Source organism: Parasphingorhabdus sp. (assembly GCF_059726685.1).
Window position 1 is genome coordinate 216,207 of record NZ_AP041068.1, and the last position, 21,097, is coordinate 237,303.

18 protein-coding genes are annotated in these 21,097 nt (G+C 53.5%); 12 read left to right on the top strand and 6 right to left on the bottom strand.

Annotated features, from left to right (window positions below):
* Window positions 1-13 precede the first annotated feature (13 nt).
* Window positions 14-1,993, top strand: coding sequence for a hypothetical protein (locus AC6I9Z_RS01085; RefSeq protein WP_461457805.1), 1,980 nt, complete (start codon window positions 14-16; stop codon window positions 1,991-1,993).
* 144 nt (window positions 1,994-2,137) lie between these two features.
* Window positions 2,138-4,060 carry a S1 family peptidase gene (locus tag AC6I9Z_RS01090; RefSeq protein WP_461457803.1) on the top strand — a complete coding sequence of 641 codons (1,923 nt, stop codon included), beginning with the start codon at window positions 2,138-2,140 and terminating at the stop codon, window positions 4,058-4,060.
* 54 nt (window positions 4,061-4,114) lie between these two features.
* On the opposite strand, the gene AC6I9Z_RS01095 is transcribed toward AC6I9Z_RS01090, so the two are convergent.
* A complete protein-coding gene (locus AC6I9Z_RS01095) occupies window positions 4,115-4,378 on the bottom strand; it encodes a hypothetical protein (RefSeq protein ID WP_461457801.1) in 264 nt (87 codons plus the stop codon).
* 28 nt (window positions 4,379-4,406) lie between these two features.
* Window positions 4,407-6,323 (bottom strand): TIR domain-containing protein, encoded by a 1,917-nt coding sequence (locus AC6I9Z_RS01100; protein ID WP_461457799.1) that lies wholly within the window; start codon window positions 6,321-6,323, stop codon window positions 4,407-4,409.
* Between the two features lie 402 nt (window positions 6,324-6,725).
* Here AC6I9Z_RS01100 and AC6I9Z_RS01105 point away from each other — a divergent pair, with 402 nt between their 5' ends.
* The 3 genes from AC6I9Z_RS01105 (at window position 6,726) to AC6I9Z_RS01115 (ending at window position 10,944) form a co-directional block, all read left to right on the top strand.
* Window positions 6,726-8,426: an Hsp70 family protein gene (locus tag AC6I9Z_RS01105; RefSeq protein ID WP_461457797.1), complete on the top strand. Its 1,701-nt coding sequence runs from the start codon at window positions 6,726-6,728 to the stop codon at window positions 8,424-8,426.
* A 2-nt stretch (window positions 8,427-8,428) separates the two neighbouring features.
* A complete protein-coding gene (locus AC6I9Z_RS01110) occupies window positions 8,429-10,084 on the top strand; it encodes a hypothetical protein (RefSeq protein WP_461457795.1) in 1,656 nt (551 codons plus the stop codon).
* Window positions 10,085-10,281: 197 nt separating this feature from the next.
* Window positions 10,282-10,944: an MBL fold metallo-hydrolase gene (locus AC6I9Z_RS01115; protein WP_348303221.1), complete on the top strand. Its 663-nt coding sequence runs from the start codon at window positions 10,282-10,284 to the stop codon at window positions 10,942-10,944.
* A gap of 18 nt (window positions 10,945-10,962) precedes the next feature.
* Here the strand turns inward: AC6I9Z_RS01115 and AC6I9Z_RS01120 are convergent, their stop codons facing one another.
* Complete coding sequence (locus AC6I9Z_RS01120) at window positions 10,963-11,343, bottom strand: DUF1304 domain-containing protein (protein ID WP_461457792.1); 381 nt, start codon at window positions 11,341-11,343, stop codon at window positions 10,963-10,965.
* A 198-nt stretch (window positions 11,344-11,541) separates the two neighbouring features.
* Here AC6I9Z_RS01120 and AC6I9Z_RS01125 point away from each other — a divergent pair, with 198 nt between their 5' ends.
* Window positions 11,542-11,874, top strand: a complete 333-nt coding sequence (locus AC6I9Z_RS01125) for a cupin domain-containing protein (RefSeq protein ID WP_461457791.1) — start codon at window positions 11,542-11,544, stop codon at window positions 11,872-11,874.
* Between the two features lie 29 nt (window positions 11,875-11,903).
* On the opposite strand, the gene AC6I9Z_RS01130 is transcribed toward AC6I9Z_RS01125, so the two are convergent.
* A complete protein-coding gene (locus AC6I9Z_RS01130) occupies window positions 11,904-12,812 on the bottom strand; it encodes a prephenate/arogenate dehydrogenase family protein (RefSeq protein ID WP_461457789.1) in 909 nt (302 codons plus the stop codon).
* Window positions 12,812-13,909, bottom strand: a complete 1,098-nt coding sequence (hisC, locus tag AC6I9Z_RS01135; RefSeq protein WP_461457787.1) for a histidinol-phosphate transaminase — start codon at window positions 13,907-13,909, stop codon at window positions 12,812-12,814. Before hisC ends, AC6I9Z_RS01130 begins: the two co-directional genes overlap by 1 nt.
* A gap of 111 nt (window positions 13,910-14,020) precedes the next feature.
* On the opposite strand from hisC, the gene metX reads away from it, so the two are divergent.
* The 6 genes from metX to AC6I9Z_RS01165 all read left to right on the top strand — a co-directional run bounded on the left by metX (window position 14,021) and on the right by AC6I9Z_RS01165 (window position 19,512).
* Window positions 14,021-15,145 (top strand): homoserine O-acetyltransferase MetX, encoded by a 1,125-nt coding sequence (gene metX, locus AC6I9Z_RS01140; RefSeq protein ID WP_461457785.1) that lies wholly within the window; start codon window positions 14,021-14,023, stop codon window positions 15,143-15,145.
* Window positions 15,142-15,732: a methionine biosynthesis protein MetW gene (gene metW, locus AC6I9Z_RS01145; RefSeq protein ID WP_461457784.1), complete on the top strand. Its 591-nt coding sequence runs from the start codon at window positions 15,142-15,144 to the stop codon at window positions 15,730-15,732. Before metX ends, metW begins: the two co-directional genes overlap by 4 nt.
* 28 nt (window positions 15,733-15,760) lie before the next feature.
* A complete protein-coding gene (locus AC6I9Z_RS01150; RefSeq protein WP_461457782.1) occupies window positions 15,761-16,594 on the top strand; it encodes an enoyl-CoA hydratase/isomerase family protein in 834 nt (277 codons plus the stop codon).
* Window positions 16,595-16,653: 59 nt separating this feature from the next.
* Window positions 16,654-18,447: an SLC13 family permease gene (locus AC6I9Z_RS01155; protein WP_461457780.1), complete on the top strand. Its 1,794-nt coding sequence runs from the start codon at window positions 16,654-16,656 to the stop codon at window positions 18,445-18,447.
* Window positions 18,448-18,469: 22 nt separating this feature from the next.
* The gene (locus AC6I9Z_RS01160; protein WP_461457778.1) at window positions 18,470-18,772 is read left to right on the top strand and encodes a DUF6958 family protein; all 303 of its coding nucleotides are present in this window, start codon (window positions 18,470-18,472) and stop codon (window positions 18,770-18,772) included.
* A 110-nt stretch (window positions 18,773-18,882) separates the two neighbouring features.
* Complete coding sequence (locus AC6I9Z_RS01165) at window positions 18,883-19,512, top strand: peroxiredoxin (protein ID WP_461457777.1); 630 nt, start codon at window positions 18,883-18,885, stop codon at window positions 19,510-19,512.
* Between the two features lie 16 nt (window positions 19,513-19,528).
* On the opposite strand, the gene AC6I9Z_RS01170 is transcribed toward AC6I9Z_RS01165, so the two are convergent.
* A complete protein-coding gene (locus AC6I9Z_RS01170; RefSeq protein ID WP_461457775.1) occupies window positions 19,529-21,097 on the bottom strand; it encodes a peptide chain release factor 3 in 1,569 nt (522 codons plus the stop codon).

Sequence of the window (21,097 nt, forward strand, 5' to 3'; positions counted from 1 at the left end):
GAGATAGCGGATCATGAGCGATGTTGCGCCACCCGACCCTCCACAGGTTCGCGTAAGTGTCGGCGTCACTGGTCATCGTCAGGCCCATCATGGCTATGCTGCTAATCGCGCACAGGTCGAGGCCGTGATGGCCGATATTATGGATGTGATTACAGAGGCAAGCAAAACTGCGCCTCTGCTGTTGGCCCCTGAATCGCCGGCACCGATAAGGCTTCATACGCTGTTGGTTGACGGAACTGATCAGGTTGCCGCGCATCTCGCCATCAAACGGGACTGGGAGGTCATCAATCCGCTGCCATTCGGCAGAAACCTGAATCTGGCGATCAATGCACTGCCTGAAAATGCCAGCGATGCGCGGGCTTTGCTGACCGGCGGCCCGGCAGAGGATACAGCCACCAATCGGCGTGCTGCCGAGATCAGGGCAATATCCGAACAGGCGCATATATTCGAGCTTGCGGACCAGGATGAAAAGATAAGCGCTCTGTTTCTGGCAAAACTGGATGCCCCGGATGATTTTGGCAAGGCACAGGATTTTGAACAGGAGAGCGCTCGTCGCGCCGCTCTTGCCGGACAGATACTCATCGAGCAGTCCGATCTTATCATCGCCGTGTGGGACGGAAAAAGCACCGCCAATGTCGGCGGGACGGGCTATACCGTGGCCAAGGCGCTGGACCTCGGCTCACCGGTGATCTGGGTGAATCCGCAAAGTCCGGAAGACTGGACAATCTTGTACAGTTCGGAGTCTCTTGCGGTCCAATCCCAACACAGCGATGTGCAGGATCGAAGCGAGACACTGATGCAAATCGTGCGCAATATCGTCTGCCCTGAGGATATTCCGGAAGCTGGCCTGTCGGCTTTTCTGGATGAAAAGTGGCACGATAAAAGCGCCCGTCTGACCCATGCCTTCCGGCGCGTGGAGGCGATGTTCGATGGCGGCGGCAACCCGTTCCGAAAACTGGTCCAGCGCTATGAGAAACCGGATGAGGTGGCGAGCGGGAGCGGCGCACAATTGCTGAACGTGACGAAAAGTCTTCCCTTTTCAGATCCGGAACTGCCGGAAAAAATAGACAATATGGCGATGCAGAATTTTGCCTGGGCTGATGGGATCTCGTCGCGTCTGTCGGATCACTATCGCGGCGGAATGATCGTCAATTTCATATTGTCAGCCTTCGCAATTGTCGGCGGCATTCTCTATCTTCCACTGGTTTCGCCAGAACAGAAATGGATATTTGCATTGTTCGAGTTCCTGCTGTTGCTGGGGATTGTGATCATTACTTTTCGCGGGCAGAAATATCGCTGGCATGGGCGCTGGTTTGAAACCCGCCGGGTGGCGGAATATTTTCGGCACAGCCCGCTCCTGCTGATACTCGGCGCGGCGCGGGCACCGGGGCAATGGCTTCGGGGCACAGAAACATCCTGGCCTGAATGGTATGTCCGCCAATCGCTCCGCACCATCGGGCTTCCCCGGGCCAAGATCACTGCCCCCTATTTGCGATCAACGCTATCCGCCCTTCTGGAATGTCATGTGGTTCAGCAGCGCGATTATCATTCTGATAAATCAAAACGCCTCAAGGCCGTGCACCATAATCTCGACCGGTTGTCCGAATTCCTGTTCGGCCTGGCGGTGCTTTCAGTGGCGATCTATCTGGTGTTGAAAGGCGCATCAGCGATGAACCTGATCGACAGTGGAATCGCGCTAAAGCTTTCCAAGACTTTCACCGTCCTGGGCGTATTCTTTCCCACTTTTGGTGCTGCCGTGGCCGGCATAAGATATTTTGGCGATTTTGAAAGATTTGCCTCGATTTCCGAGGTCACGGCGGAGAAGCTGGATGCCATACATAGTCGCGCCAGCTTGCTTCTGGAGGCTCCCGACAGCGCGCTCGACTATGGCCGCGTGACCGCGCTGGTTCATGCTGCCGACGAAGTGGTCACGTCAGAAATTGAAAACTGGCAGGCCGTATTCGGCGGGAAGAATATCACCGTCCCTGTTTGAACAGATAGCCAGCACCGCCCTGAGCCGACGGGACGCAGGGCTTCGCTCCAATTTCTTATTATTTTACAACCTGTTGCAATATGTGATACCCATCAAGGAGGATGGGGTTGCGCAACATCCATTATGGTGGCCAGGGGGCGTGATATGGGAATGCAAGCAGGCACCTTCTGTGCAGAAACGGGCGGCCGGTTGAAAATCTGGTTTCTGGCGGGCCTTTGCGCCCTGCTCGCGATGTCCTGGATATCACCAGCCTCGGCGATCATAATAGCGAAAGACAACCCGAACCTTACTGCGGGAAAGATCACCATTGGGTTGCGTGAAGAACTGGGTGAGAACGCTCCGGAGATCGAGAGGATATTGCGGGAAAACCCGCATGTCCGGGTTGGCTGGCCGAGCGAGTATGAGGTGAGCGCAGATCCTGAATCGCCAGACAATTTCTATCTTATCGACATGGATTTTTACGCTGCGAGCGAGACCTATCGGCAATGGGATCAGGGCCCCTCAACCGACGGGCTGAATACCCGCACGCCCATTTTTGTCGGCCGGCTGGATGATGGAAGTTTCGCCACAGATCTCGACGCCGAAGTGCGGAAAATCAAGAGGCGTAAAGCCTTGGCAAAGATAGAGAATCGCCCGGCATTCCGGAGCGGAGCCTCTTTAGACATTCGTTATAAACCGACGAGCGAAAACCCTGAACCGGAACGCTTCGTAAGGCTGCTGACCGAAATTCCTCTTTCAATGGAGGTGGAAGTTCTTGGCGGTAACGAAAAGCCACAATTTGTCTATGTGCTGATGATCAAACCCGACAATGAACTCCAATGGGTTTTCGAGACCGCTAGCGATAATCCGATCAATCCCGCTCAAAGATTCTATGTGGACTATGGGGAAAAGGGTTTCCGCTTCGAGGCCCCGGGCCGCCATGACTTTCTGACGATATCCTCGAACGATCCACTAAACCCCGCGCTCTTTGCGTCGGCTGGGACAGGGACAATTGATCCCAATGCCTGCTCAAGCCTGTTGGAGAAGTTGTTATGCGAAGCCATCACAGGCGTCTATGATCCGACACTTCCGAAAGTTATCAGTTTGGATACGGAATCGGGCTGGAGCATAACCCGCAGCAGATATTTCGGTTATCGGCCACCTACGGAGGCAGTGGGCGGCGGAGAAATTGCGGGTGATGGGTTTGCGCCATGGCAAGTTCAGATTTACTCCAACCAGACCTACACTGCATCCCAGATCGCGGCCGACAAACAATTAGGGTCGCGGGGCAAGCTTCTTTGGAAGCAAAAGCCGTTTCAGCGCTATCATCGCTGCGGCGGTACGTTGATCGCTCAGAATATTGTCCTGACCGCAGCCCATTGCGTAGCAAAGGGACCGACAGCGGGCAAAAAGGTTCTAAAAGTGCGTGAAGTGCTGGTAGGAACTCAGAATCTGGACCGCGGCGGAGAAAAATACAGGATCGTGTCGGTCGTCGTCCATGCGGGATATAGACCCGGCAATCCCAAGGATGACATTGCGCTTGTGCGGATCACGCCCAAATCGAGAAGAATACCGCAAACACCTATTTCGTTGACGGGTGACGTCCGTGGATTCCGCTCAACTGGCGCGGGTGATCGGGTACAGATACTGGGCTGGGGATATACTGGTGTCATCAAAAGAGGTGTAAGGGGCAATGACCGGCTGGTGGCGGAAGATGGCAGCCGGCAAGCCAATGAGGCAAAGCTCAGAATTGCTGAACTCGCCATATTGGGATCATCAGAATGTCGGGGACGCAGGGGCTATCGTAATGTCGTGGTCAAAAAACTATGCGCAGAAACTCCAAGGACACCGGAGAGACGCAAGACTGCTTTCAGCTGCACCAACGACAGCGGTGGCCCGGTGATCCGATGGCTTGGCCGGAAGAAAGTTCAGGTGGGCATAATCGTCTGGGGCATCGGGTGCGGCGACATTGAAAACGGCAAGCAAAACCCTTCATTATTTGTCGATCTGGCTCAATATACCAACTGGATAAACACAGCAAAACGACGCATTAGCCAACTGGAAGGGGATGTCGTGACGCACCGCTAGACCATAAAAAAGGGCCCGATTAACGAGCCCTTTCAAATCCGAGTCTATCTTACCTTATTGGTCGTTAGAACCCTGGTCATTCGATCCCTGATCATTAGAGCCCTGGTCGTTGGAACCTTGATCGTTGGAACCCTGATCACTTGGTCCCTGATCGTTTGACCCTCCTTGATCATTGGAAGCCTCTGCGCCGCCCTCGTCAGCCGCCATGGCATCATCTGCGGCCACCTCTTCTACCGTCGCATCTTCTGCAGGCGTGCCGCAGGCCGCAAGGCTCAATGACAGAGCTGTAATTGTTCCGGTTGCTAAAATCTTACGCATTTTTCATCCCCCAAAAATTGTTCTCAAATCATATAAACCCAAGCTGTAATAGCAAGTCATTAAATCTTGGATCATCCCGCAGCGGGTCGAGAAACGGATCGTTCAGCAAATAGATCAAGCCTGAGTCACCAAGTTTCTTGGCTTCTGCCAATGTTTGAAAAGCTTCGTCAACCTTGCCCCATTGCGCCAGCACTTCGGCTTGCTGGTACAGTCCGTTGTCACCATGGGCGGTAATCAGATTCTCAAAATTCAATTTGGCCCCAGCCTGATTCCCTTCTCGGTGATCGAGTATCGCTTTCCCGGTAAACGCGATCAGGCTATTGGGTTCCAGTTCATACTCTTCCCGTGCTTTGTCCAGATCGCCAAGCATGAGATAGGAATCCCCGATATCGCCATGCACGCTATTTCTCTGGGGATTGATTTCCAACGCACGTCTGGCCGATTGAATAGCTTCATCATATCGCTTACCTGCATATTTTATGCCGCCCATAGACCGAAATATCGTGGCATTGAGCGGGTCAAGTTTTGAGGTCTGTTCGATGACGCGATACGCTTCTTCAAAACGACCGGTTCGCGCGCAATAGATGGCATATCGGCTAAATACATCAACGTCGCTTTTGGCCAGGGAATAGGCCTTTTCATATGGCGTACGCGCCCCTTTTACATCCAGACGCCCATAGAACAGGCCATATCCCAGGGCATTATATCCCGCAGCAAATTCAGGTGCAATTTTGGTGGCGCGTGTCGCCTCGGCCACCGCCTCGTCATATAGCTTCACACGCTCGATGCTGTTTGCATATTGATTGGCGATGACAGCTAATACTCTGGCCCGTGCAGCACGCGGCGCGGCATATTCCGGATCGATGCCAATTGCCTCATCAAATTTTGCCAGAGCCGCGCGTTCGCTCGTTTCATCTATATGAAGCTCGAACAGATCCTGACCTCGAAGGAAGGCATCAAAGGCCGCGATATTTTCTGTGCCGCCCGTTTGCTTCGCTGGGTCGGCATCGGCATCATTGCCTAGCGTGACCGAAAGAGCAGCCGCGACGGCGGCGGCTATTTCCGACTGGACCTTGAATATGTCGGCAATTGGCCGCTCAACGGTTTCAGTCCATTGGCTCAATCCCGTGCGTCCATCAATCAGGTCGGTCGCTATTTTGAATTGGCCTGCCGCCTTTTGCACATTGCCATCAAGCAAAAAGGACACGCCCAGTTGCTGCGCGATAGTTTTTGCATCGACTTGATGATCGCGAAAATTATTGGATGATGTCTGACCGACAATTTGCAGCAACGGATTGCGGGACAATTGGGCGCGAATTTCGGAGGTTAGGCCATCGGAAAAATAGACTTGTTCAGGATCACCGCTCAGATTGGCGAACGGCAATACTGCAATGCTACTGGGTGTGGCTGCATCACCAGAGCTCAAAATGCCGCTCTGCCAAACTGACAAACCTCCAGCCAGCAATGCAACCGCACCGCCGCCCAACAATACATTTCTCCGCCCTATCCGTGGGGGTGACGATACGAGCGGCGCATCTGGCTGATCTTCGCCGTCATGAAGAGCGGCAACCGCCTTCAGGATTTTTTGCATTCCGGGGCTGTCGGGCTTGGACTTGGAACGGGACAGATCAATGCACTGAAACTGCCCAAAGCCCAGTGGCGGATCGCTGCCATCCAGAGAGATCGGAACGAGTCTTCCGCTATCGCGCCCGCGCGTGGCTTCATCATGAACCCAGTGGGATGTGATCGATGTCTTTGACCACAAGACCACGACCGCCTGAGCGCCTGCCAGTTCTGCCTCCGTGGTATTGGCAAATCGCTCACCGCCTTCAAGCAAGCCGTCCCACCAAACGGAAAATCCCGCTTGCTCCAGAGCCTCGACAATCAAAAGAGCGTCTTTTTGATCTTTCCGAGAGTAACTCAGGAAAACAGTATGTGATGCCACCAGCTTGTACCCCGTTAAGCCACTTTATGGCCTCATGTAAAATCAGCATACGCTTTCAACCGTTTGGTAACAAGGGACATGGCGATTGCGCCCTAACCGCTGCAAGACTTGCAAAAGCGCTGCTGTTCAAGGCGGGGTTTCTCCAATTGAAATGATAAGGATGAAAAAGAACACCAAAGAGCCCCTGCACGGATCATTCCAATGTCAGCTTTTGCGCCCATAACAGACATTAGCGTTGTGGCTGCTATATCCCGAAAGCGGACATTAGGAATGCTGATCAACAACCTTTGACCCATTAGAAAGGATAAAAGTTTCTGTTGCTTGATTAAAATTCTTTGGTCTAACAGAAGTTACAGCTAATTCTGACAGTATAAAGAAATAGACTAGTGTGGGGGCACAATAATGGCATTAGTAGGAATTGATTTGGGCACCACTAACAGCGCAGTGGCTGTTTGGAGGGACGGTCAATCAGAATTGATACCCAATAGTATGGGCGATCTTTTAACCCCTTCAGCTGTGAGCATTTCCGAAGATGGCGAGTTGTTTGTTGGAATGATCGCTCGTGAACGCCAATCGACCCACCCTGATTGCACAGCAACCGGTTTCAAACGTCTGATAGGCACTGAACACAAATTCAATTTGGCCGGCCGATCCTATACACCTGAGGACTTGTCTTCCAGACTGCTGCACAGTCTCAAAACGGACGCGGAAATTGCACTAGGGGAGACTATCGATGAAGCTATAATTACCGTCCCTGCATATTTTAATGACAAACAAAGACGTGCGACTCAGCGGGCTGCCGATATGGCTGGGTTGAAAGTCGGTCGATTGCTAAATGAACCAACTGCGGCTGCGCTGGGATATGGGATTCATAAGCTGGATGATGACTCTCCATTTTTGGTGTTTGATTTGGGCGGTGGGACGTTTGATGTATCCATCGTTGAAATATTTGAGGGTATAATTGAAGTTCGATCATCATCTGGTGATCCTCGTTTGGGGGGAATTGATTTTAATGAGCTGATTGCATTTATCGGCATGAACAAATTTGATGAAGACTTTTCGGAATCTATGAATGATCCGGCCCTAAAAACAATTGTGATGGAAGCCAGTGAGCGCACTCGCCGCACGCTGAGTGATGCCGATGAGGCTACTTTTAGGTTTGTTTGGCAGGGCAAAGAATATTCCGAGATCATCACCACGTTAGAGTTTGAGAAAAATGCTGAACCTTTGTTGACTCGGCTAAAGGAACCAATTCTTCGATCACTCCGGGACGGTAATCTTCGTGCTGATATGTTGGGAGAAGTGATCCTCGTAGGCGGTGCAACGCGAATGCCGATAATCCGGAAGGTTATAACCCGCCTGTTTGGTCGCTTTCCCAACCATAGCTTGCATCCAGACCATGCGGTGGCACTTGGTGCTGCTGTACAAGCGGGGCTGCGCGCCAAAGATTCCGCCCTGGAAGAATTAAGAATGACGGATGTTTGTCCATTTACTCTGGGAGTTGACACCACCGAGCGTGATCAATTTGGTGGTATGCATTTTGGCGTTTTTGCCCCAATTATCGAACGCAATCGTCCTATTCCCAGCAGTGTTGTTCGTCCATTTTCAACGTTGGAAGATAATCAACGTCAGGTTACTTTCGGTATTTATCAAGGCGAAGCCAGGAACGTTGCTGATAATGTAAAGCTTGGCATGGTTGACATGAAAGTACCGCCCAAATTGGCAGGCGAAATCGAGATACAGTGCCGATTTAGTTATGATGTCAGCGGTCTGTTGGAAGTGGACGTAACCGTTCCAGAAACCGGCCAAACCAAACAGATGCTGATTGGCCAGGACGTTCTCGATGATAACGAACTGCAATCGCGGCGCGAAATATTAGAGAAACTAAAGATACATCCGCGCAAAGAAACGAGAAATTCCGCAGTTATCTCACGTGGCAAGCGGCTGTATGAATCACTCATTGGTGAAATGCGTGAACATGTAGGGCAGTTGATTACCGGTTTCGAAGCAGTACTGGACAAGCAAGACCAGCGCGCAATCGAAGCAGCATATGAAGAGGTTCAGCAGCAGCTGGATCAAATCGAAGGCGAAAGGTATCTCTGACAATGGCCGACAATCCTTGGATTGAACTTGGCATCGCGGCAACGGATGATACCCGTGCTATTAGACGCGCTTATGCAAAGAAATTGAAATCAATAGATCCAGATAGCGAACCTGAAAACTTCGTGGCTCTTCGTGAGGCATATGATTGGGCACTTCATCTGGCACATCAAACGCAGCAAACAGAGCGGGCGGATGATTCTGAATTGTTGGAATTGACTGCAAAAGGCCAGGATGTTCCCTCTAATTCATATGCAAAAGGCGAACAAGAACCGCCATCACAGGCTGCCGTGGCTGCAGAAGGCGCGGAATCTGCTCCTAATTCCACGAACGGGTTTAGCGATTGGCAGTTCGGTGACGACCTATTTAACCGGATCGTTGCAATACTAGCTGCAGAAGGAAAACAAGACCAGTTTCTGACTGAACAAGAAGAATCCGCCTTGATGGCCGAAGCGGAACGTTTTTTTTCTTGGCTTGAACAGTCACCTATATTGGTTTCGCAGTCTTTTGAAGATGACCTAGCACGCCTTTTGGCATATACAATTCCTCGTTCCGACATGCTTCTGGCTATTGCGATAGAGCAATTTGGCTGGAGTCAAAGTGGTGCCGATTGGGATCGTGATGTCGCTATCCCGCATCTATTGAATCGACACCAAGGCAATGTGATTTTGGCCGAGTTGATGGAACCGGAACACCACTTGCATTCTGCTTATCTGGAACTTTTAGGACAAGGACCGAAAAGACAATTTTTCCAGAAAGAGCCCGTAAAACAAGTGCGAGAATTGTTGACGATAGTGCATGGACGCTATCCCTCTGTCGAAGCGGTGTTTGAACCTGAAACACTTGCTTATTGGGAGAGCAAATTAAAGTTTAGCGAACCTAGGGAAGATCAACGAGACGGAGGTTGGTTTAAGAATTGGGGGATAGGATTGGCAGCAGTAATACTCCTCAATCTTGTGGCTCGCTCGATAGGAGATCTTAGTGATCCAAATCCAAAGCTGGAGCCTACAAGTGATTTTCAGTCTGAATTTGGTTATCGCTCTTTGGACTCGCCGTTTTCTGATATTGATATCGTTCTAGAAGCTTCATTCGGCAACCTTCTGTCTGCAAGTTTACTTTCGGATGAGAATCCGGAAATGGTTGCTCACATGGAAGCGCTTTGGAAACAAAGCAAAAGCAGAAATCAAGATATCAATGGCTTATCTGCGTTAATCGCATCAGATCTGGCTATCCATTATGAACAAGCTATCCGGGATTCGACGGTTGAAGACCTACGCGAGCATTGGGGTATATTTGCTGAACGGTTGGCAATCCTTGCAAAACAAGACGCAGGAGCCTGCGACAATTATCTGTCCGGTCGATCGGCCTTCGGAGAGTTTCCCGAAGAGATAAATCTGAGAAGCAAAGCACTTATTGTCAGGACGCTACTTTCTTATCGAAAATTCGGGCTTCATCAAAGCGATCAGAACCAATCATTCAAAGTACCGGTAGGCACCTTGGCTGAGATTGAAACTAAGACCGGATACTCGTCCGAGCAGATATCAAATGCACTACAAGGCATTGGGGGGTCAGTTGAAAGATGCAATGTTTACTTAGCATTGATCAATATTGCTCTTGAAAGCAATCGGCCGGAGGCGATTGAGCTGCTGCGCCAAATGTGATCATCTATTTCAAGGGCATCTTTCTTGACCGTGACAATCACGCAAACTTCCAACAACTGATAATGTCCGCTTTTGCGCCCTTAGCAGACATACCGGTTTTTGGCGCACGATACGATAGCTTCAAACAATCACGAATTCAAAACGGAGGAATCATTCAAACCTTGCAACTTGCCGGTCACACCGCCAAATAGCTTGTCATGACAGACGCTCCCTTAAAAGCCGTGATCATTCCGGTCACGCCGCTCCAGCAAAATTGCACACTCCTTTGGTGCACCAAGACCAACAAAGCGGCGCTCAGCGATCCGGGCGGTGATCTGTCGCGGTTGAAAGCCGCAGTGGCGGAACATGGCGTCGATCTGGAAAAAATCATCATCACCCATGGTCATCTCGACCATTGCGGACAGGCTGGGATGCTCGCGGAGGAATTGGGCCTGCCGATTGAAGGCCCGCACAAGGACGATCTTTTCTGGATTGAGCAGCTGGATGGCGACGGCGCACGGTACGGGATGGAAGCCAAAAGCTTTGAGCCTGATCGCTGGCTGAATGATGGTGATCAGGTCACGGTGGGCGATTTGGTGCTCGATGTCATCCATTGTCCAGGCCATACGCCGGGTCATGTCATTTTTTATCATCAGCCGTCCAAACTGGCCGTAGTAGGTGACGTTATTTTTCAGGGTTCAATTGGCCGCACCGATTTCCCGCGTGGTAATCATCAGGATTTGATTGACGCGATTACCCAAAAATTATGGCCGCTTGGCGATGACGTCACCTTCATCCCCGGCCATGGTCCGACCAGCCAATTTGGCTATGAGAGGAAAACCAACGCCTTTGTAGCGGATGATGTTTTGGCGGCACGTTAGACGGACCCTCGAAGGCCGTCATTGAGACGCCTTTCGATAGCGCAAATACACAAAGAACAATGCAATGACAGCCGGGACGGTCTGCACAAATATTATTCTCTGCGACACTGTCACCCCGCCAAAAATGCCTGCTACGGTCACAAATAACAAGAAGCATGTTGCGACCTTGAATCGCCAATGCTCATCCTTGATCAACAGCGACCATAGAAGCCCGGTGGCCAAAAACGCATTATATAACCCTTGATTGGCAGCCATCGCTTTGGTCGGCTCGAACAGGTCAGGAGGTAGTACGGAAAATATTTGCGGTCCCCGGGTCACCCATGCGAACATTTCAAACCATGCAATATAAAGATGAAGCGCAGCGATCAGGGCAATTAATGTCGTCGCAATTCTGTGCATCTCACCGCCCTCCTATTCAAGAGCTCGTATACAGGCCTTGATGGTCCGTGTTCAATGGCCAATAGATTGAAGCCGCAACAAGACGCCCCCGGGTTTCAGGATTTGCTTTAGGGATTAATCAAATATCTGGTCTCTGCTATAACCATAGCCGTGGACCGCCATCCGTTGATGGTCATATCTCCGAAAGAGAGAAGCAAGATGCAGAAATCGAACATTGTTGAAGAGCTTGACGCGCTGACGGAATATTGGTCGCAAAAGGTCCTGACCGAGGCTAATGGCCAGCAATTCAAGATTGCCAAGGGTATCGGCGCGACCAACTGGCACAAACATGATGATCAGGATGAACTTTTCATCATTTTCAGCGGCGAAATGACCATCGGTCTGCGTAGCGGTGATGTAACGTTGAAGGAAGGCGATATGTTCACGGTTCCCAAGGGCGTGGAACATCGGCCGGTGGCAGAAAAAGAAGCAAAATTCCTGGTCGTGGGCCTGAACATCACCTCAAACAAAGAGGGTGGGAAACCGAACTAATTGTCCCCTGCTCCGCAGAATCGTTTCCGCTATTCGTGGCTCCGGCCGAAATCCGGTGCTGCATCATCCTGACCCTCTTCGATAATCCGGCGGCGGATGGCACGGGTCTTGGTGAACAGGTCGAACAGCTCGTCACCCTTGTCCCAGCGGATAGCGCGCTGCAAGGCGGTGAGATCTTCTGAAAAACGCTGCAGCATCTCAAGAACCGCATCCTTGTTCGACATGAACACATCGCGCCACATGGTCGGATCGGAGGCTGCGATACGGGTGAAATCACGAAAGCCGCCGGCAGAATATTTGATGACTTCGCTGCGCGTCACATCCTCAAGATCAGAAGCCGTACCGACAATCGTATAGGCGATAAGATGCGGCAAATGGCTGGTGACCGCGAGAACCAGATCATGATGCTTGGCGTCCATAATCTCGATATTTGCGCCTAATTTCTCCCAAAAAGCGCGCACGCGTTCGACATCCCCTTCCTGTGCGTCGTCAGGCGGGGTCAATATGCACCAGCGATCGTGGAATAGTGTCGCGAACCCGGCATCCGGTCCGCTATGTTCGGTGCCGGCAACGGGGTGAGCGGGAATGATCCGCGCTCCCGGTAAAGCGGCTTGCAAAGAGGCGATAACATTGCCCTTGGACGATCCGACGTCGCTGATCACGGCATCTTTAGGTAGATCTTCCGCCATGTCCGCAGCGATTGACGCCATGGCACCAACTGGCACACACAGCAGCACCAGGTCGGCATCGATGACAGCTGCGCCAGCACTATCGGCGACATCATCGCAAAAACCCAGCTCCTGCACCCGGGCACGAACTGCAGCGTCGGCATCATAGCCCGTTATGCGAGCGGTCGGCATGCTGGCTTTCACACCATGGGCTATGGAAGAGCCAATCAGGCCAAGCCCGATAATCGTGATGTGCGCGAAAGGCAGCATCAGTCGGCGGCGTCCAATATAGCACGCAAGGCATCCATGAAACCGCGATTTTCTTGCTCTGTACCGATGGTGATCCGCAGCGCATGTCCCAAACCTTGGGCTGGCAGTCTCCGGGCCACATAGCCGGCCTCGACCAGTTTTCGGTCTGCCGTTTCCGCGGTCACCGCCCCGTCAAAAATTACCAGGATGAAATTTGCAGCGGATGGAATGGCGCGCAGGCCGTGATTGGACAGGGCCGCTATCTCTCCCGTCATCCATTCACGCCATTTGGCATTATGCTCGCGGCTGTGGGTAACAAATTTCTGATCCGCCAGAGCCGCAATGGCTGCCGCCTGACCAGCGCTGGTCACATTAAATGGCCCACGGATCCGGTTGAGCGTATCGATAAGGTGCGGCTGTCCATAGGCCCAGCCAATGCGCTCTGCAGCAAGTCCATAGATTTTGGAAAAAGTCCGTGTAATCAGAACATTGCCATGCCGCCGCGCCAGATCGAAACTCGCGGCACCGTCATTATCCAGATATTCGCCATAAGCCTGATCGAGCACCAGCACGACGTCTTGCGGCAGACCAGCATGCAGGCGTTCAATCTCACCGTCGGGCGTAATCGTACCTGTAGGGTTGTTGGGATTGGCCAGATAGACAACACGCGTTTTGGGTGTCACCAATGCCAGAAGCCCGTCAACGTCGGTGCCATAGTCGTGGTCAGGGGCCATCACAACTTCTGCGCCGACCTTGCGGGTGGCGATCTCGTAGACCATGAAACCATAATTGACGTGGATAATCTCGTCACCAACACCGGCATAGCCAGCCGCGACCAGATTCAACAGCTCATCGGACCCCGTTCCGCAGACTATCTGGTCCGCTTCCAGGCCATAGGTATCCGCCAAAGCAGCACGCAGCGCATGGCTGGCCGGGTCGGGATAGCGTGCGACATTGCCTGCCTGCGCCGCAAGCGCGCTGCTGGCATCCGCGCTACAGCCGAGCGGATTTTCATTGGCGGAAAGCTTGACGAGCACGCGCCCGTCATCGGCTTTCGCCTTGCCGGGAGTATAAGCGTGAATCGCCGAGATATAGGATTTGGGCTCTGGTTTGATCATGGCCCGGCCTTACCCGCGCTATCCGGAACGATCAACAACAGTATTCATCTCCGCCGCGCTAAGCACCTATAAACGCTTGCTAGTCTGTGCCTGCCTGATAATGCTACGCCGATGAGTGAAGATGCGCGTTTTGGGCTCGACAAAAAGGTCCGTTTGCTGGGACCGTTGCCTTTGGATAGCGGCGGCGAACTGGCGCCTGTTGACCTCGCCTATGAAACCTATGGCGAATTGAACGCCGACGCCAGCAACGCGGTCCTGATTTGCCATGCGCTGACCGGTGATCAATATGTTGCCTCGACACATCCGGTTACCGGAAAGGATGGCTGGTGGACGCGCATGGTCGGTCCGGGCAAGCCGATCGACCCGGAGCGGCATTTTGTGATTTGCGCCAATGTGATTGGCAGCTGCATGGGTTCATCCGGACCCGCAACAGTCAATCCGGCCACCGAAAAACCCTGGGGGATGGACTTTCCGGTGCTGACCATTGCTGACATGGTGCGAGCACAGGCGCTGCTTCTCGACCATCTTGGGATTGAACGGCTTCATGCCGTCATCGGCGGGTCAATGGGTGGAATGCAGGCCATAAGCTGGACTGCGCTCTATCCCGAGCGGGTCAAATCGGCTGTGATTATCGCATCGGCCGCCCGCCATAGCGCGCAGAATATTGCCTTTCACGAAGTGGGCCGTCAGGCGATCATGGCTGATCCGCGCTGGCGTGGTGGATCGTATTATGCCGATGATGATCCGCCGAGCAGCGGGCTTGCCGTGGCCCGTATGGCCGCGCACATCACCTATCTCTCCGAGGCTGGCCTGACTGAAAAATTTGGCCGGCGCCTGCAGGACCGGGACAGCAAGACTTTCGGCTTTGACGCCGATTTTCAGGTGGAAAGCTATTTGCGCCACCAGGGGATCAGTTTTGTCGACCGTTTTGATGCCAACAGCTATCTCTATATCACCCGGGCGATGGACTATTTTGACCTGGCCGAGGCCCATGGCGGCACGTTGGCCAACGCGTTCAAGGGATCCAAAACGCGTTTCTGCCTGATCAGTTTTGATACCGACTGGCTCTATCCGACCAGTGAATCGCGAACCATCGTCCATGCGTTGAATGCGGCAGGCGCAGCCGCCAGTTTTGTCGAACTGTCCAGCGCCTTTGGGCATGACAGTTTCTTGTTGGCAAACCCCGAGATGAACCGAATTGTCGATGGGTTTTTGAAGGCGGGGGAAAGTGTATGAGTAAACTCCGCCCCGATTTGCAGATTATTGCTGACAACGTCCGTCCCAACGCGCGTGTACTCGACATCGGCTGCGGCGATGGTGCCTTAATGGCCGCCTTGCGCGATCAGAAACAGGTCGATGCTCGGGGGCTTGAAATTGACCCGACCAATGTCGCGAGCGCGGTCAGCAAGGGCCTGTCGGTCGTGCAGGGCGATGCCGATACCGATCTGTCAGCCTATCCCGATGCCAGTTTCGACTATGCGATCCTCAGCCAGACGTTGCAGACCACCCACCGGCCGGATCAGATAGTCGATGAACTGCTGCGCATCGGCAAACAGGCTTTTGTCAGCTTCCCCAATTTCGCCCATTGGCGGGTGCGTATGTCACTGTTGATCGGCGGCCGGATGCCGGTCACGCGATTGCTGCCGCAAACGTGGTATGATACGCCAAATATTCACCACGTAACGATCGACGATTTCCGCGCATTGGTACGTAATGGCGAATTGAAACAAGAGGGCCAATGGTTCCTGAGCGGTGACAAGCAAACCGGGCGCGGTCTGGCCAATCTGCTCGCCGAGCATGCGGTATTTCTATTGCGCCGCTAATCTATCCCGATTTCATGGGGGGACGTAAATGGCTTATGATTACGAACTATTGTCAGTCACCAAAACTGGGCGGCTGGGCGAAGTCATCATCTCCAATCCACCCATCAACCTTATCACCCAGCAGCTTTTCGAAGAATGGATGGCGCTTGCCGAGGAGCTCGAGGCCGATTCCGATCTTACCGTCATTCTCTTCAAAAGTGCCGATCCTGATTTTTTCATGGCGCATTTCGACGTCGAGCTGATCCTGTCCTTTCCGGTCGACAGACCTGCGGAACGCAGCACCGATCCCAATCCGTTCCACGTCATGTGCCAGCGCTTTCGCTCGATGGACAAAGTCACAATTGCGCAGGTGGAAGGACGCGTGGGCGGCGGCGGCAACGAGATTATATCGAACATGGACATGCGCTTTGGCGTACAGGGGAAAACGATCATCAATCAGATGGAGGTACCGCTCGGTATCTTGCCGGGCGGAACGGGCACCCAGAATCTTGCACAAATTGTTGGCCATGGACGGGCGATGGAAGTCATCCTGGGTGGAGAAGATCTGGACGCCGAAACGGCGGAACGCTGGGGCTATCTGAACCGAAATTATGCGGCAGAGGACATTGATGGCAAAGTTCGCGCATTGGCACAGCGTATCGCCGGCTTTCCGGTCGAAGCAGTCAGGTTTGCCAAGCAATCGATCAATAATGCCGCGGGTCCATCGGACAAAGGCCTTGCCGAAGAATCATTCCTCTTCCAGCAACTCATCCGCACACCGGACGCGCGATCAAAGATGCAGCAATTCCTGGATATTGGCGGTCAAACGAGAGACGGCGAGCTGCAGCTTGATAGCTTGGTGAATCAGTTGAAAAACGCGTGATTCACTCATCGAAACCCTGTTAAATGTTGAGACGATTACGACAAACGTAGGAGCGAATTTTGGATTGGGCATATTATTGGGATATCGCGAAACCCTATGTCGGATTGGCGATATTATTTGCTCTCTTCACGGCCTTTGTTGGTGAGCGCCGCCCGCCCGCGGTGACGGCGGTTGTTGCAGCCGCATTAATGCTGATGCTTGGACTTCTCAGCAGCAATGATATGCTGTCGGTCTTTTCCAATCCGGCGCCTCTGACCATTGGCGCGATGTTTATCTTATCTGGCGCCTTGGTGCGAACGGGGGTGATTGAGGCGCTTGCCGGTTTCGCTGCGCGGAAGGCGGAGAACCGGCCGTTCATGGCAATTGGCGGTTTTCTCGGCGGCACTTTTGCATCATCCGCCTTTGTCAACAATACGCCGGTGGTCATCATTCTGATCCCGATCATGCGCAAAATTGCAAAGGTTTCGGGCATAGCCGCGAGCAAGCTGCTGATCCCGCTATCCTATATATCCATATTGGGGGGCAGCCTGACCCTGCTCGGCACATCGACCAACCTGTTGGTCGACGGTGTGGCGCAGGAAAACGGTCAAGCGGCCTTTGGCTTGTTTGAGATAACCCAAGTTGGCCTGATCGCTGCGGCAACCGGGATTGTCATGATCGCAATATTGGGGCCGCTATTTCTGCCAAAGCGAGACAGTGAAAGCCTGTCAGACCAGATGCCAGAATCCTACTATCTGACCGATATCCGGATAAGAGATGACAGCGCTTTCGTCGGCAAGCAGATTTCAACCATCAGCGCCTTCACCCATTCGGGTGTAGACATCATCGGCCGCCGTGTCGGGCGCGATATCGACCGGTTCGAGTTTTCCGACCACATCTTGGAAGGCGGCGAGACGCTCGTTGCCGCCGTGACGCAGGAAGAGCTTTTGTCTCTCGCCGAAATTAGAGGGATTTCATTGGGCTATGCTGGCGTCAAGCAACCGGATGTACCGATGGGTGACGAACATACGCGGCTGGTCGAGCTGGTCATCGGCCCCTCCCACCGGTCTGTCGGCAAATCCCTGCCCAGCCTGCCTTTTTTGTCGCGCGTGCCTGCGCGGGTACTGGGCCTGTCGCGACCGCGTCACATTGCCGGACCGACGCTGTCCGATGCGCGTATCCGCCATGGTGACAGCTTGCTGGTACAGACCGATGATATTTCCATCAGCACATTGCAGGAAAATGCCGATCTGGTGCACTTGCAGGAACCAGAAGCGCGTTCCTATCGGCGGCGGCGGGCGCCAGTCGCGATCCTTACTCTCGCGATCATTATCATTGCTGCGGCATTGGGCGTGATGCCGATTGCCGCTTTGGCGATGCTCGGTGTCGCGGTGGTTTTGCTAACCAAATGTATCGACAGCGAAGAGGCATGGGGGGCCATGGATGGCAATGTGCTGGTGCTGATCTTCGCCATGTTGGCGGTGGGCAAAGGGCTGGAAAATGCAGGGACGGTGCAACTGATCGTCGACACACTCTTGCCGCTGCTCAACATGATCTCCCCGCTATGGCTGATTATTGCGATATATTCACTGACCTCCCTGCTCACCGAAACCGCGACTAACAATGCGGTGGCTGTCATCATGACACCGCTGGTCATCGGCATTGCCGAGCAAACCGGCGTGGACGTCCGCAGCCTATTGGTTGCGGTGATGTTCGGCGCATCGGCGAGCTTTGCCACCCCGGTCGGCTATCAGACGAATACTTTGGTCTATACAGCCGGCAACTACCGTTTTCCCGATTTTGTCCGGATCGGCTTGCCACTCAATATCGGCGTGGGTCTGGCCGCCTGTTTCGCGATCTATTATATATTCTGATCACCAGTGGAGGCGTCTACCGATGAACAGTAAAAACCCCAAGATCACAGTGGAAAATATCAACACACCCGGCAAGACGTCTCGGGTGGATGCGCCGAAATATACCGATATGCGTGATGCGATGATGCAGGTCCTGCCCAATCAGGCGCCGGGTCTTAGCCACGCCGAAATCAAGGAAGGCGTTAAGCCGTTGCTGGATCAAGAACTATTTCCCGGCGGCAAAACCAGCGGATGGTGGTCCAAGACGGTGCAATTGGATCTTGAAGCAAAGGGGGTGATCACGCGCAACAAGGCAAAGCCGTTGCGCTGGTACCGGCCAGGCTGATCCGCCGGTTCGATATGTAATATCCCTGATTGCGCCTATGCGCCCCCACAATCATTTCTCTTGCCGAAACATCCGCCCGTCGTGGGTGGGGCACAGCGAAGGAAATGATCATGTCACTCCATATTGGCGATATTGCGCCCAATTTCGTCGCCTACAGCACCACTGGTGAAATCGACCTGCACAAATGGGCGGGGGATGACTGGGTCTTCTTCTTCAGCCACCCAGCCGATTTTACGCCTGTCTGCACGACCGAAATGGGTCGGACGGCCCAGCTTGCCGAGGATTTTACCGCCCGCAATGTTAAGCCGTTGGGCCTTTCAACCGATATTGTCGAGGAGCATTGGGACTGGATTCACGACGTAAACGCCACGCAGAATACCAGTGTCCGCTTCCCGATCATCGCGGATCCGGATTGCAAGATCGCCAAATTATACGACATGATCCATCCCGATGAGAGCAATACGGAGGCGGTGCGTTCGGTCTTCATCATCGATCCGGAGAAGAAAATCCGCCTGATCATGACCTATCCGATGAGCATCGGACGCAATTTTGACGAGATTGTGCGCGCCATTGATGCGTTGCAGCTATCGGACAGGAAAAACATCGCCACACCAGCCGACTGGCGGTCCGGCGACAAGGTGATCATCCCGCCGTCGATTGAAAAGAAAGAGGCGGAGAAGCTGTTCCCACAAGGGTGGGACGAACAGCGGCCCTATCTGCGGCTGACCGAGATTTCCTGACAGGTCCGTTTCTGCTTTACCGCTCTCGCGTTGCGCTGAACTTGATGTCCGGATTGCGCTCTTCCTGAAAATTCACATCCCAGCCGGATTTGGCGAGGAATACCAGATTATCGTCGCGATCCTTGGCAAGGCTCGTTTGATTGATATTGGCAAAGGCGCCCAGCACATCGTCAGCACCACTAATCCAGCGGGCGGTTTCAAATGGTGCAGGTTCAAGACCGGCCTCGACCTTATATTCTGCTGACAGGCGACTCACCAACACTTCGAGCTGCAACTGGCCGACAACACCGATGATCCAGTTGGCCCCGATTTCGGGATAGAAAACCTGCACGACGCCTTCTTCGGACAGGTCATCAAGCGCCTTGCGCAATTTCTTGGTCTGGGTCGGGTCTTTCAGGATCACGCGGCGCAGGATTTCCGGCGCGAAGTTTGGCAGGCCGGTAATCCGCACCTGGTTCTTCTCGCTGAGCGTATCGCCGACACGCAGTGTCCCGTGGTTGGGAATGCCGATAATGTCGCCGGGCTGCGCGGTATCGGCAATTTCGCGGTCCTGCGCGAAGAACAATATCGGGCTGTGAATGGCAATCGGTTTGCCGAGCGCGGAAGGCGTCAGCTTCATGCCGCGCTTAAACTCGCCGGAGCAAAGCCGCATGAAGGCAATGCGGTCGCGGTGCTGCGGGTCCATATTCGCCTGAATCTTGAAAATGAAACCCGTCACGTCTTTGCTGTCGGGCACAATCGGGGCAGGCTCCGCGGGCTGTGGCCGCGGGCTCGGGGCATAGTCAGCAATCGCCTCGATCAGCTCTTCCACGCCAAATTGCTTGAGCGCGGAACCAAAGAAAACCGGCGTGAGATCGCCATTTTGATAGGCTTCCAGATCGAAGCTGCTGTAGCCGCCTTGTGCCAGCTCGCCTTCGCTGGTGAGCCGTTCCAGCGCTTCATCGCTCAGCACATCGGCGAGCTTGGGATCGTCCAGCCCCTCAAATTGCTGAACCTTACCATCATAATTTTTGCTGTCGCCATCGGGTTGGTGCAGCTGATTGCGATTGAGGTCGTAAATACCCTCAAACTGTCCGCCCATACCGGTTGGCCAGCTCATCGGGCAAACATCGAGTGCCAATTTATCGGCCACTTCGTCAAGCAATTCGAAGGGATCGCGACCTTCGCGGTCCACCTTGTTGACAAAGGTAATGATCGGCACGCTGCGCAATCGGCAGACTTCAAACAGCTTCAGCGTCTGCGCCTCGATCCCGCTTGCCGCATCAATCACCATGATCGCGCTGTCGACGGCGGTTAGCGTGCGATAGGTGTCCTCGGAAAAATCCTCATGGCCCGGCGTGTCGAGCAGGTTGAAAGTGATACCGTTGCGCTCGAATGTCATCACCGAGCTGGTCACGGAAATCCCGCGCTGCTGCTCGATCTTCATCCAGTCGGACCGCGCCCGTCGGTTATCCCCGCGTGCTTTCACCTCGCCCGCCAAGTGAATCGCGCCGCCTTTCAACAGCAGCTTCTCGGTCAACGTCGTCTTACCGGCATCGGGGTGAGAGATAATCGCAAATGTGCGGCGTGGGTTGGTCTGGGTCAT

What these genes read in the sequence shown, in the direction of transcription:
- AC6I9Z_RS01105 (WP_461457797.1), top strand. Translation starts at nt 6,726, where the DNA reads ATGGCATTAGTAGGAATTGATTTGGGCACCACTAACAGCGCAGTGGCT.
- metW (WP_461457784.1), top strand. Translation starts at nt 15,142, where the DNA reads ATGAGTAAACTCCGCCCCGATTTGCAGATTATTGCTGACAACGTCCGT.
- AC6I9Z_RS01165 (WP_461457777.1), top strand. Translation starts at nt 18,883, where the DNA reads ATGTCACTCCATATTGGCGATATTGCGCCCAATTTCGTCGCCTACAGC.
- AC6I9Z_RS01095 (WP_461457801.1), bottom strand. Translation starts at nt 4,378, where the DNA reads ATGCGTAAGATTTTAGCAACCGGAACAATTACAGCTCTGTCATTGAGC.
- AC6I9Z_RS01160 (WP_461457778.1), top strand. Translation starts at nt 18,470, where the DNA reads ATGAACAGTAAAAACCCCAAGATCACAGTGGAAAATATCAACACACCC.
- AC6I9Z_RS01130 (WP_461457789.1), bottom strand. Translation starts at nt 12,812, where the DNA reads ATGCTGCCTTTCGCGCACATCACGATTATCGGGCTTGGCCTGATTGGC.
- metX (WP_461457785.1), top strand. Translation starts at nt 14,021, where the DNA reads ATGAGTGAAGATGCGCGTTTTGGGCTCGACAAAAAGGTCCGTTTGCTG.
- hisC (WP_461457787.1), bottom strand. Translation starts at nt 13,909, where the DNA reads ATGATCAAACCAGAGCCCAAATCCTATATCTCGGCGATTCACGCTTAT.
- AC6I9Z_RS01170 (WP_461457775.1), bottom strand. Translation starts at nt 21,097, where the DNA reads ATGACCCAGACCAACCCACGCCGCACATTTGCGATTATCTCTCACCCC.
- AC6I9Z_RS01110 (WP_461457795.1), top strand. Translation starts at nt 8,429, where the DNA reads ATGGCCGACAATCCTTGGATTGAACTTGGCATCGCGGCAACGGATGAT.
- AC6I9Z_RS01090 (WP_461457803.1), top strand. Translation starts at nt 2,138, where the DNA reads ATGGGAATGCAAGCAGGCACCTTCTGTGCAGAAACGGGCGGCCGGTTG.
- AC6I9Z_RS01125 (WP_461457791.1), top strand. Translation starts at nt 11,542, where the DNA reads ATGCAGAAATCGAACATTGTTGAAGAGCTTGACGCGCTGACGGAATAT.
- AC6I9Z_RS01085 (WP_461457805.1), top strand. Translation starts at nt 14, where the DNA reads ATGAGCGATGTTGCGCCACCCGACCCTCCACAGGTTCGCGTAAGTGTC.
- AC6I9Z_RS01115 (WP_348303221.1), top strand. Translation starts at nt 10,282, where the DNA reads ATGACAGACGCTCCCTTAAAAGCCGTGATCATTCCGGTCACGCCGCTC.
- AC6I9Z_RS01150 (WP_461457782.1), top strand. Translation starts at nt 15,761, where the DNA reads ATGGCTTATGATTACGAACTATTGTCAGTCACCAAAACTGGGCGGCTG.
- AC6I9Z_RS01120 (WP_461457792.1), bottom strand. Translation starts at nt 11,343, where the DNA reads ATGCACAGAATTGCGACGACATTAATTGCCCTGATCGCTGCGCTTCAT.